This window comes from Janthinobacterium sp. BJB446, assembly GCF_002735655.1.
Lineage (GTDB): Bacteria > Pseudomonadota > Gammaproteobacteria > Burkholderiales > Burkholderiaceae_D > Janthinobacterium > Janthinobacterium lividum.
On the sequence record NZ_PDZK01000002.1, the window covers coordinates 647,468 to 659,917 of the forward strand.

A 12,450-nucleotide genomic window follows, 5' to 3' on the forward strand; every position below is an offset into this window, starting at 1 on the left:
TTTTATTCATATCAGACCGGAAGACAGTCAAGACATACTACTTTTTTGAGCGCTCGATAATCTTGGAGGTTGAATACCCATCGTGAAAGTCAAGTGCAATTACCTGCCCCCCCGCTTTTGTCACGGCATCATAACCGACAATTTCCTCAACCTCATAGTCGCCCCCCTTCACCAGGACATCCGGCAACAACTTCTTGATCAATCTCTCAGGCGTATCTTCAGAAAACTCGACAACCCAATCAACGCTTTTCAAAGCGCCCAGCACGTGCATCCGATCCGTACCTGCATTGATAGGGCGCGTACTCCCCTTCAATCTTTTAACAGATTCATCTGAATTTACTGCCACAATCAGTAAATCTCCAAGGCGCCTTGCAGCTTCAAGATAACGCGTATGTCCGACATGAAGAATATCGAAGCAACCATTGGTAAATACGATGCGTTTTCCACCAGCCTTGGCTTCGTTGATACGTACCAGCATGGCATCCTCGGATAAAATGGGCGTTTCCATCCCTCCCACCCCATATAGGACGCGTTCCAATTCCATCGATGTGATAGGGACTGTGCCAAATTTTCCAACGACCACTCCTGCTGCCATATTACCTAGCCGGCACGACGTCACGAGGTCCTTACCACTTGCCAAAGCGGCTCCCAGTGTAGCGATCACAGTATCGCCCGCACCAGTTACATCAAAAACCTCACGTGCCTCCGTTGGCAAGTGTACAGGTTCGGCCTGCGGCTGCAACAACGTCATTCCATGTTCACTACGAGTCACCAGCAGAGCGTCCAGTTCCAATTCTTCGCGCAGTCTGTTTCCTTTCCGGACCATCTCAGCCTCGTCGGAACAAACGCCGACAACGGCCTCAAACTCCGCCATGTTAGGCGTAATCAAAGTCGCACCGGCATACTGGGTATAGTCCGTTCCTTTCGGATCAACGATGACTGGTTTCCCCATTCGCCGCGCTTCCTTGATCATCGGTGCAATGACAGCCAGTGTCCCCTTGCCATAATCCGATAATATGACCGTATCTACAGACTTCAGTACTGCACAGAACTTCTGATATAAAACCTCGCGGTCAAAGGCATGCTCGGCATGCATCGATGATTCGAAATCCAGCCTGATCAACTGCTGATTACGCGAAACTACACGTAGTTTCGTAATAGTAGGACTGGCGGGAGCCTCAACAAAGTCCACCTGCACACCATAGCACTCCATGGATGCCTTTAATAATGCAGCAGCCTCGTCTTTCCCAACGACACCTAGCAAAGTAACCTGCGCTCCCAAAGAAGCAACGTTTACTGCTACGTTGGCGGCCCCCCCCGGACGCTGGTCATCTTTGCCAATATTAACTACTGGTACCGGCGCCTCCGGAGAAATACGAGCGGTAGCACCAGACCAATAGCGATCCAGCATGACATCGCCGATCACAAGTACCCGTGCACGCGCTAACTCAAGACCAAGGTTTGAATCTTTAGAAAACATATACTTTCCGCCTAATCAAGACAATCCTAGCTTTTTCTCTACTAATTCAATGATTATATGAAGCATTTTGATATGTAATTCCTGTACGCGATCAGCAAATTGTCCTGCTGGAGTACATAAACTGACATCGGCTAATTCATCCAAAGGGCTGCCAGGGCGCCCCGTCAGACCGATCACGGTAACGCCATTTTCCTGTGCGCTTTTCACAGCGTTCAAGACCGATCGACTAGTTCCACTGGTACTAATCGCAATAAGGCAATCGCCTGGCCTTCCATGGGCTTCCACAAAACGCGAAAAAACAAAATCATAGCCAAAATCATTCGCCACACAAGTAATATGAGCTGGATCACTGATTGATAGTGCAGACAATGCCTTACGATCCTTCCGAAAGCGGCCGGATAACTCCTCCGCAAAATGGATGGCATCACACATTGAGCCACCATTACCACAAGAAATGGCTTTGCCGTTCTTGCGCAATGAGTCCGCTATAATTTCCGCTGAGCGATCAATATTTAATAAAACGCCTTCATTTTTTATCAAATTATCCAGGCCAGCCTTTGCTTCGAGCAGCGAATTTCTAATAACATCAATACTCATATATTTCTTTCATGAACGCAAAATATGCGATACCTAAAATTTAAAAATCTCAGTAATTTCCAAAAAACTGACTAGAAAATATGCAGACATACCACGACAGCTTAGATAAAATCCTGCAGTCTTCCGGTAAATATAACCTCGCACTGCAAGGCGGGCGACGCGGACTTTTCTCGGCCAACATTTCTTGTGTGCCATAGCGCCGCACACTCTGCGCGGCCTCCAGCAAGATCACCAAAATACATCATCATTGGAAAAAGATAATTTAGTCAGTTGCTACCTTAACAATTTCCGCGACCTCGTCAGGTCTGACAGAGCGAATACAGATGAATTCCCCCAACGTTCCCTCACATTTTGGTACATTGTTACAGGGATAATGTACACAGCCACCAGAGCGAGCAATCAACTGCGTGCTGGGAGGTGTCCAGACAGCAGGATTACTACCGGCATTAATTAATATCGTGCGTATCCCTTGCCGCTGCCCCATATGTATACCAAAACTGTCCAAGCCTATTAATAAGTCCAACTCCTTCACCTTGCTGGTAAATTCAGAGAGCGAGCGCGTGTACACTTCAACCTGTGACAGGACAGGAGCAAATATCCGCTCCAGCGCTTGCCGTTCAACACCGGCACCAAAAACAGTCAAGCGATGGCCATCACGTATCAAATCTTGCGCCAATGCAAGCCAATCCTGTTCAGGCCATAGGCGACAGCGTTGTGACGCAAAGGGATGCATCCCGATCTTCAACTTTTCATTCAGAGAGGGCCTTATCTTTGACAGAATGCTTTTTTCTTTTCCAGAAGATAGGAAATCCAGCATTAGCCCATAAGAAGAATATATATTGTCACAATTCTCCGGCACTACAAAGACAGGCTTACCTCTCCCAAAAGGATTACGAATGATCAAATTAAATGGATGATTCTCAGCCCAGCCTATATGTTTATGCTTAGATGCACTGATCAACCATGCAAAAGCCCGCTCCCGAAAATCGCCAATCAGATCCATGGTGACACTTGGGTTCAATACGCGAATTTTCCATGCAGCCTTTAAAAATCCGAGTGCATTTTTCCAGCCAAAATCTTTAGTCGTCCCAACTGGAAATTGAGAACAAATAATTTTGCAATTAGGAATATCATTAAATAAAAATGCGACTTGGGGACGTACCCAGGCAATGTAATTTTCTGCGTAGTGACTATCCACCAATTTTCTCAAAAAAGCACTCTGGATGACAGCATCACCCAAATTACGTGCAACAATTAAACAAGCAAGTTTTTCCATTTTCATCAGAATAAAGTGTATGCAGGCAGCAGTAGCAGCGATACCGATCAATTACTTAAAAATCACGCAACAGCAGTTCCTAATTTTTCAAATGGAAAAATTTCATCCAGCCAACCATCCAAGCTATATTTTTGATTAATGGATCCAGGCAACTCACAGAATTCAGACATAATAAAACTTTCCGGGATAAAAATATTATCCCGATCAATTACCAGTATGTTTTCTGGCCTATAAATGTCCGTTTTTGCGGAAAATGAATTTGTTGTAATAATTTTCTTTTTTGCGCCAACCGCTTCCAGTGTACGCATAGTTAATCCAGCCTGAATTGGACGCTCAATATCTATAATTACCTTACTACGCGCAAGAAGCGATTTCAAATCGGCCTTCCCAACCGGTTCGAATGTAAACTCTCTTTTTTTTGCCATCCAAAAAGATGGTTGAAATAAACGACGTCCCCAATAAATTAATTTCGACGGAAAATAAAGTATTTTCTTAAAAGACGCGTTGCGAGGAAAATGATTACTCAGTTTTTTCAAAACTTGATAACGATCTGAGTGGATTGTTCCGAAAAAGAAAAAATCAATATCCTCATCCACCTTCGGCAACTTAGCATACTCATCCAGGTAGAAAAGCGCACGATATTCAAGCCGCCCATCATTTTCAACATCAACAGGATCAAATGACAATGCCCTGTCAAATAAGGCAACCTTATCATAACTATCACTTGACATATTTTTGTAACTATCCCAAAAATATAGGGTGAAATGTGCATGCGGCAACGCTTCACGCATGCGTCGGATTGCCGAGAGGGAAAGAGATTGCCCTTTAATAACGAGGACATGAGTGATTGGATGTTGCTTTGCCTGCTGAAAAATCGAATCGAAATAACGATCTGCTTTATCACGTTGCAGCAGTGGTGAAATCCGGTTAAGGATTTTTGTCATGGTGTCGCTGGCAGGACGGTCATCAAAACGCAAGGCGCCTACCCCACGTTTGGCAAGGCCATGCTGAATTTCTTTAGCATATCCAAAAAATTCAGGAGCTATCAGTAAAAAATTAATTGGCAACTGAGACATTTTTCTTCTTACTTAGGCTGTTGTTATTAATAGGTTTCACTTTCCGATGACTCAAGAAAGGCTTTTCGATAAAATTCCACGAAATTATTGCCATCATCAATACAAGGAACACGCCTATCACTATCGCAATAAACGGATGAAATGCAAATAATCCAAAAAATATTAGTGACTGGACAATTGGCGCATGATAAAGATAGATGCCAAAGGAAAAATCTCCATGTTTGCCAACGTTAAGCACATGCGGCAAACTCAGAGCAGCCCATGTAACAAACAAGGTTACCCCGATCGGAGCAATTAATTCAAAAAACCAACCAGTGGCAAAAATATAAGAAATTATTCCAGCGGCTGCCCATTTCCAAGAAAGCTGAAAGCCATCGCGTGTTTTATAATAACACCAGGCACCGCCACAAAAGAATACCATCTGGCCTGGCAACTGTTTGGCCATCTTAAAGTAAAACTCAGCATCAGTTGCCATACCACGTAGATAGAAAAATTCTCGCCAAGCCAACGATAGCAAAAAAATCGTCACTAAAGTTCTCTGGTATCCCCATCGGCGACAACCAAAAACAATTAATGGAACACAAGCGTAAAAGAGCACTTCAATCTTAATTGTCCAAAGCGATACATTGATCGCACTTTCGAATTGGTGTAAAAAAACACCAGGTAAGGATGGAGCGCTAAAATTGGCAAAAATAAGGTTATAAAATATATACCGCCAAAAATCCTTATGTGAAAAGTATTCAGAAAAAGAATATTCGGAAATAATCGACAAAATAACGGCAGCAAACACTACGACGAAGATGTATGCTGGAGCAAGCCGAGAAATTCGCTTCCTCCAATATTCTTTCATTGATCTGGATTTTTCATAACTCATTGTTACGAGATAACCACTAACAACAAAGAACGCCTGTACCGCAAATAATGAAGATATATATTGAGTCATCCAGTAGAGATTAGGGTTCTGCGAAAGAATACCCATATGAAAAAACACTACCATACTGGCGAAAATCAACCTTAGAAGATCAAAATTATTTTTATACATAAGGTTTGTTAATTATCTATTTTTTCACGTAAAAATATAATTATTCAATAATCGAAAAATTAGACCGCTCTTTTCAAGCGACAATTCCCCTGGAAGTATTGTTAATTTCCCTATATTTTTTTCTCTCCGCTTGAGCATGGCTTATGCAGCTAATGAAATAAATTAGAAGTATCCACATTGGCGGAAAACTCAGATCCGCCCCTGCGACAGCCTTGGAAACGAGCATGGTAAAGAGAGCCCAACCGGATGCCTGCACAGCCGCGGACGTAGATTTTAGTCTGGCAGCATTGTTCGCCTGCACACCCATTTTCCACAGTACATAAGTGGTCAACAAGATTAAAAACATGCCTATAATGCCGACATTTGAGATCAAAAACGTAATAAAGCTTGATGGCCGATTACTACCCAGTCCGGCGCCAAAGTATGCTGTATTTTCCAATACCGTAAATGCATAAGCATCCGCTGCGAATCTGTGCAAAGATGATTCTGATTCGCCTTTATCAAATAAAATCATGCTTAGAATAACATCCGTGCCTGGCACAAACATGTAAAATATGGCAAAAAATAATGCACAACCAGAAATAATTATAAATATTCGTTTGTTGTGTGTACTTTTATTTTTCGAGAATATAGATACCACACTGTGGCATGCAAAAAATATAAGCATGCTCAGATAACCCGTTGAAGATGCTGACAATAATAGACCTAAAAGCGCAATACATAGTGCAGATCCCCAAGCCCACAAGCGCTTCGAGTTGTCTTCATTAAGCAAACGAATATATAACCACGAGGCAAAACTACCGACAAACATTGCATAAAAAGAAGGCTCGGTAAATGTCGAATTTATGCGTGGTAAAAATCCGAAAGTAGCATCCTGAGCAATACCATAACTGGTATTATTCAGCAGATAATCCCCTGGATATGGAATACCGGTCAATATGCTGATCAATTGATAAAACGAAAAAAATAGAACAATAATGGCGGAAATAACATATGCGCGTCCAATTATTTTAATTCTATTTTCAGATTTATTCGTCACTAAAAGAATTATGCTCAGCCAGTACAGCAATATAAAAACTGCCTGCGCTATATTTGAAGACGAAATTTGCAGTTTACCTGGTGATAAATACTGTTCGTCGATACCACCTTTCGGCACATACACATGTATTCCCTGAAAAACGAATGGAAAAACAAATGCCGACATCGCGGAAAATATTACAAACGCGGTAAACCAAAAAGTGAACCAATACCATTCTTTTGGTATTATCAAACCACGCATGCGCCAATAAACCAACGCATACAGAACTACCGCTATTTGAGCGATGAAAAATGGTGATATGCCAAGCGACTCAATACCGGGAATTACCATACCTTGAAATACTGATAGTATGGTGATCAAATAAATTATACAGTTCAAATTTCCCTCGCCGCCTAAATAGTGTAGTTCCTGATTTTACAGCTTAAATCCGTCAACTACGCCTGAAATAAATGAGGGGCGTAATCTCTTTGAAAAAAATCGCCATTTCAAAGGACGCGTAATAATATAAAAAGCCAATGCGAAGATTTTCATAAAAGGAGAAAAATTTTTCCTGATAAAATAAATCCTGTTCCGTTCACAATAATAAGTAGAGAAAGGAGAAAGTCCTCCTCCAGTACTACTGCTTACCTTGTGCAGCACTAGGCCCTTGGCCCAATAGTAGGTACGGAAACCGAATTTATTGGCCCGCCAAATAAAATCTGCATCGTCGCTATATACAAAGTACTTCTCGTCCATGATACCAATAGCATCGAAAACCCGCTTATGAATCAGCATAAAACACGTCGGCGCATAGCCAATATATCCATCTTTATCATATTGACCGGTATCAACCTCACCTTCGCCTCGATGTACTACAGTACCTTTCAAGTTACTAAATGAACCGCCCGCACACCAAATCTTGCGTGAATCGTAGAAGTATATCTTTGGAACAATTAATTTCTCATTGGAATTATCGGCAAATTGCACCAGATTACCAAATAAATCCACATCATGAAATTCGATATCGTTATTTAAAAGAAGGACATAATCACATTCCATTTTTAAAGAAAGATTAATTCCTTGATTGTTCGCAGCTGCAACGCCAACATTTTTTTGATTTTTTATCAGCGTAACATTTTTCAAACCGTACTGTTCAATTAGCTCCTGAGATTTATTATAGGAAAAATCATTGAGACTGTTATCAAGTATGAATAGCCAATAATCTGAAAATTTTTGGGTCGACAAACTTTCGAAAAAGCCAGGAAGAACATCCTCGCTATTAAATAGAACTGTGACCAATCCAACCCGGGCTTTCATTTATACAAACCCCGTTTCTTCATTTCTTCAATGCTTGTCTCATAAGTATCAATCTGCACCTCTTGCATATTGACCCAATCAGTAAACTTCTTGATGCCTTGATCAAAACTAACCTTGGGCCGGAATCCCAGCAGGCGCTCAGCCTTACTTAGATCAGCATAATTATGGCGAATATCGCCTAAACGATATGCGCCGGTAACCTTAATAGGTACCTCATTTCCATAATGTTTTACCAGTGTGTTTGCTACCGTCAAGACATCTGTGGCAACGCCGGCGCCGATGCCAAATACCTCGCCATTTGCAGCATCTCGTGTCAGTGCTGCTGTCGTTGCTGCAACAATATCGTCAATAAAAACAAAATCCCGACTTTCCTTGCCATCCTCAAAAATATTGATACCATTATTGTTCTTGATGCGCGTGGAAAAGATAGACAGAATGCCTGTATAAGGATTGCTCAGCGATTGACCAGGGCCATATACGTTCTGGTAACGCAATGCACTGGCGCCAATACCCAGCGAGTCGCACACTGTCATTACCATTTGTTCCTGGTTTTGCTTGGTAATACCATAGACTGACGAAGGATGAATTTTCGAATCCTCATCCGTGGCAAGCAAGGTCAGCACGTTGCCTGTTTTTGGACATAACGGTTCAAAACGACCGGCCTGCATATCAATATCTTTACGGGCACCGGGATAGATAATTCCCAAGGCTTCCGAATAGTATTTTCCTTCGCCATAAATCGAGCGGGAAGAAGCCACAACAACCTTTTTAACCTGATATTGACCGTTAGCCAGCAAGTCCAGCATGATGCCGGTGCCGCCGATATTAACGTCGACATAGCGCTTGATCTCATACATGGACTGGCCTGTACCGGTCTCAGCTGCCAAGTGCACGATGGCATCCTGACCGGGAAGAACAGCCTCCCAGGCAGCGACATCAGTGACCGAACCCAAAACAAAATTAGTGGTGTCCTTGATGCTCCGATACAAAGGCGAGGTTTCAGATGGATTATCGCCATGAATCTGGGGAGATAATATATCCAGAATTGTTACCTCATGCCCTATGCTTTTCAAGTGCAATGCCAAGTTGGACCCGATAAAACCAGCACCACCAGTAATCAAAATTTTCATAATATTTCCGTATACTATTTTTTAAATATATTTCTAACCACCCCTTGCATTTTTAAATAATTAAAAATACGGTGAGGCATTACTTAATCTTTCATCATGCACTTAAGAATCTTACATCAATCATTTATAGGCGCAATACATTCATCTGCGCCGAGTATAGATGAGCAGCACAAACAATGAATTTTTACCTAAAAATCATATCACCTTGCCGGAAAAGAAAAGATCAAGTAGAAATCCATTCTTTTTTTTCTTGGCAGTATTTTTTAATTATTTTGGCCGGGCTACCGGCAATCATCGAAAAATCTGGAAAAGACCGAGTGACAACCGATCTCGTTCCTACAATACAATTTCTGCCAAGCGATACACCAGGCATGATCGAGACGCCATATCCGATGAATGTATTTTTTCCAATATGAATAGGGCCTTTCGATTCCAAATCTTGCTGCATGATCAAGCCGGCATCCGGATTAAACCCATGCGCAGAATCTGATAGATAGACATACTCACTTAGTACACATCCATCTTCAATGCGTATGGAGTCAATACTATACATTTGACAGTATCGACCTACATAAACATCGTTACCAAAAAATATTTTAGGGGAAAATCTTTGTTGGCCATTCATCGTTATGGGCTCCAGCACTACACCTTTACCGATCCGGCAATTCCGACCAATTTCAATCAATTCTTTATTTATTAATCTACGGGGAAGATAAACATAACTCCCCGTACCCAAACTTGCAACTTTCGGCCTAAACAATACAGCCTTAATAATTAATTTTATAAAATTCATGACTAATGCCCTCAACTTTGGCAAAGCCAAAATAACACGCCCAACGTTACCGCCGGGAAAAATATTATCCTATTAAAGAAATACAATCTTGAAATAGACAATATCTTTGTTTTATCCACAACAAAAATCAGCGCACTAACTACTCCTGCAATTGCACCAATTAATGTCCCATATACTACTCCGATGACGCCATATGAGGGAGCAAGCATCAAACTGAAGGACAAATTAACAACGCCCTCTATAATAGCTGGCATGAATGCTTTTTTATGTTCGGCAATAGAAAGCAGCAAAAGCGAATATGGGCTCAACAAATTCCTTATCGCATGAGCAAATAACATTATAGAAAGCAATGCATAGACATCATCAACATAGCTTCTATCTATCCATAACGACAGAAGAGCTTTTCCAAATAGGAAAAAAATTACGATTACAAAAACAAGAAATATGGCGCAGCCAGCACTCGATATTGCCAACAATTTTGGCAAGCGTACTTGCTTGTCTGCTTTGGCAAACGAGGCCGCTCCAATGGCAACCAAAGGGCCCAGGACGGCCTGCATTACACCCACCAGAATGGATATTGCGGTTATTGCAAGTGAATAAGATGCAACTTTTTCAAAGTCATAATGTCCGACTATCACCAAGTCAATGCCATTGACAAACAGCATTGCAACACTCCACACCGCCAAACTAGAACAATAATAAAATAATTCCTTGCACCTGGCCCAATCAATGGCTCCTAAATTTTTTACAATCTCTCCGCCCAATTTCTTTGCATAGAAATAGCTTATTGGCAATATCATTACTCCGCACAATGCCAATACGACAGAAATTTCGAGAAGCGTTCCACCATTACTCAATACCAGCCAAATAAAGAATAAACTTGACATTCTAGTCAGCAGCAGTCCGCTGACCGGCACTATATTTCGATGCAATCCAATAAACATGCCTGATGGCACCAACGCAAATAACTGAAATGCCGCCGACATACCCAGTATGGCTATACAGGTTCTAAACTCACCAACCAAGTCCTCAGGAATATTCTTGAAAAATAATGGATAAAATATTGCAAGCAGCACGACTGCAAAAACCGCAAAAAAACTGAAAAATGACACCAACACCAAGCCAGCTTTTATGGTTTTTCGCTGATCATTCAAATCCGATATTTCATTTCCATGTGCAATGAATTTTGTCATTGCGGTTTGCAATCCAAAACCAAAAAGCTGCATATATATCAATATTTGCAGCGATAAGCTCCAAAGTGAAAACTCCAATTTCCCCAAATGGCGAACGACAAGTGCCGGCAGCAATAAATTGAATAATGTCGTACCTATTCCACCAATTACATTTGCAACGGCATTCTTTAAAAACAATTTACGTAATGATGCAGCTGCCATAAGTAATCAATATTTTATTTGTAATTTCTTAAAATGCCAGGCTATTTCAGTTCAAATGGCATCATGCCATGGCATTTGTTTAATTATTTTTCCAAGCGTTTGATACCGCGGCCCAGCGAGAATTATTCTTGGCATTGCGCTTAGATGACACATAGCCATCCCGTAAAATCGCGATGAAGATTGCCAGTACCCCTCCGCCAATCAGGCCGGCCAAAGTGAAGACCAGAGGTTTCGGTTTGATTTTTTTCTGAGCAGGCACTGCCAAATCCAGTTGCTGGATCATGGAAGAATCCTTGGCCTCATCAATTTTTGCCAGCTCATACTGTTTTGCCAGCAGTTCAAAAATGGTCTCGTAATATTTAACATCCCTTAATGTGCGAACATACTCGACGCCAACCTCAGGAAGCTTCCCGCTAGGGATCATGACATCACCACTCCGGCCCTGTCCACTTTGCAACTTTTCCAACTGACCCTGCAGCCCGCGCATCTCTTCCTGCAAGCGCATATATTCTGGGTTGCTGGCAGTCGCAAAACTGCGCATGGCCTGCAATTGGACTGTTTTGGCTGCGATGGTGCCTTGGAGCTGAGCCTCATTGGCAATAAGTCCCTTCACCTGCCCCTCCAATTGAAGCATGCCTGTCGTTTCTTGCATTTTCCGCATAGCAACTTCGGCGTTCGCTAACTCCTCTTTGGCAGCCTTCAATTGCTTCTCAAAAAAAACCCGGCGTCTGGCAGCTTCCGTGATTGCCAAGTTCTTGGTCAGCGCAGCCAGCTCTGTCACATAGGCATTCGCCAAATCAGCAGCAAACTTTGGGTCCCTGTCTTCGACAGAAATACCAATCAAGCCATCTTTACCGTTAGATATGCTGCGCACATTCGCCAACTTATCGCGCGTATCATCCAGAAATTCTTTGTTGAAGCGTTCTTTCAACTTATATCGTTCGATCAAGTTATCTGCAATTGTCCGGCTCTGCAGCATGCCCACATATAAATCGTTGGGATTTTTCAGGCCGGCGATACTGCCTGCGGCGCTCGCCAAACCGCCCAGTTGCCCCAACATTGCCGAAACAGAGGAGCTCTGCTGCTGCGGTGGCATGATAACAGCCGTGCTGACATACTTCGGTGTCATCAGCAAGCTGGCTGTCAGCGCCAATGCACCAGTCACCAGTGGGAAAATGATGATGAGCTTTCGCTGACGTACCAAGGCAGCACACACGTCGAGCAAATGAATGCCCTCGTCTTCTGCCTGGGCTACTGGATATTGCTTATTTTGAATTTCTACATGCTCGGACATCGTTCGCTTTCAAATAAAGTGTGGTTTTATGCG

The 12,450-nt window shown here is 42.4% G+C and carries 11 protein-coding genes; all 11 read right to left on the reverse strand.

Going from position 1 to position 12,450, the window contains the following annotated elements; all coding sequences use genetic code 11:
- Window positions 1-37: 37 nt before the first annotated feature.
- Window positions 38-1,480 (reverse strand): bifunctional D-glycero-beta-D-manno-heptose-7-phosphate kinase/D-glycero-beta-D-manno-heptose 1-phosphate adenylyltransferase HldE, encoded by a 1,443-nt coding sequence (gene hldE / locus CSQ92_RS18635; RefSeq protein WP_099395021.1) that lies wholly within the window; start codon window positions 1,478-1,480, stop codon window positions 38-40.
- 15 nt (window positions 1,481-1,495) lie between these two features.
- Window positions 1,496-2,077 (reverse strand): SIS domain-containing protein, encoded by a 582-nt coding sequence (locus CSQ92_RS18640; protein WP_070254701.1) that lies wholly within the window; start codon window positions 2,075-2,077, stop codon window positions 1,496-1,498.
- Between the two features lie 262 nt (window positions 2,078-2,339).
- Window positions 2,340-3,359: a glycosyltransferase family 9 protein gene (locus CSQ92_RS18645; protein ID WP_143450400.1), complete on the reverse strand. Its 1,020-nt coding sequence runs from the start codon at window positions 3,357-3,359 to the stop codon at window positions 2,340-2,342.
- Between the two features lie 56 nt (window positions 3,360-3,415).
- Window positions 3,416-4,429 (reverse strand): hypothetical protein, encoded by a 1,014-nt coding sequence (locus tag CSQ92_RS28855; protein ID WP_139144112.1) that lies wholly within the window; start codon window positions 4,427-4,429, stop codon window positions 3,416-3,418.
- Window positions 4,410-5,471, reverse strand: coding sequence for an acyltransferase family protein (locus CSQ92_RS18650; protein ID WP_071653650.1), 1,062 nt, complete (start codon window positions 5,469-5,471; stop codon window positions 4,410-4,412). The genes CSQ92_RS28855 and CSQ92_RS18650 overlap by 20 nt, the downstream gene beginning before the upstream one ends.
- 73 nt (window positions 5,472-5,544) lie before the next feature.
- Complete coding sequence (locus tag CSQ92_RS28860; RefSeq protein WP_143450401.1) at window positions 5,545-6,870, reverse strand: hypothetical protein; 1,326 nt, start codon at window positions 6,868-6,870, stop codon at window positions 5,545-5,547.
- Between the two features lie 54 nt (window positions 6,871-6,924).
- On the reverse strand, window positions 6,925-7,806 hold the full coding sequence (locus tag CSQ92_RS18655) for a glycosyltransferase family 2 protein (protein ID WP_099395023.1): 882 nt from the start codon (window positions 7,804-7,806) through the stop codon (window positions 6,925-6,927).
- Window positions 7,803-8,936 (reverse strand): NAD-dependent epimerase/dehydratase family protein, encoded by a 1,134-nt coding sequence (locus CSQ92_RS18660; RefSeq protein ID WP_070254703.1) that lies wholly within the window; start codon window positions 8,934-8,936, stop codon window positions 7,803-7,805. The genes CSQ92_RS18655 and CSQ92_RS18660 overlap by 4 nt, the downstream gene beginning before the upstream one ends.
- 223 nt (window positions 8,937-9,159) lie before the next feature.
- Window positions 9,160-9,729, reverse strand: a complete 570-nt coding sequence (locus CSQ92_RS18665) for an acyltransferase (protein WP_081345533.1) — start codon at window positions 9,727-9,729, stop codon at window positions 9,160-9,162.
- Between the two features lie 11 nt (window positions 9,730-9,740).
- A complete protein-coding gene (locus tag CSQ92_RS28865) occupies window positions 9,741-11,123 on the reverse strand; it encodes a polysaccharide biosynthesis C-terminal domain-containing protein (RefSeq protein ID WP_139179184.1) in 1,383 nt (460 codons plus the stop codon).
- 79 nt (window positions 11,124-11,202) lie between these two features.
- Complete coding sequence (locus tag CSQ92_RS18670) at window positions 11,203-12,417, reverse strand: GumC family protein (protein WP_070254705.1); 1,215 nt, start codon at window positions 12,415-12,417, stop codon at window positions 11,203-11,205.
- Window positions 12,418-12,450: the final 33 nt, after the last annotated feature.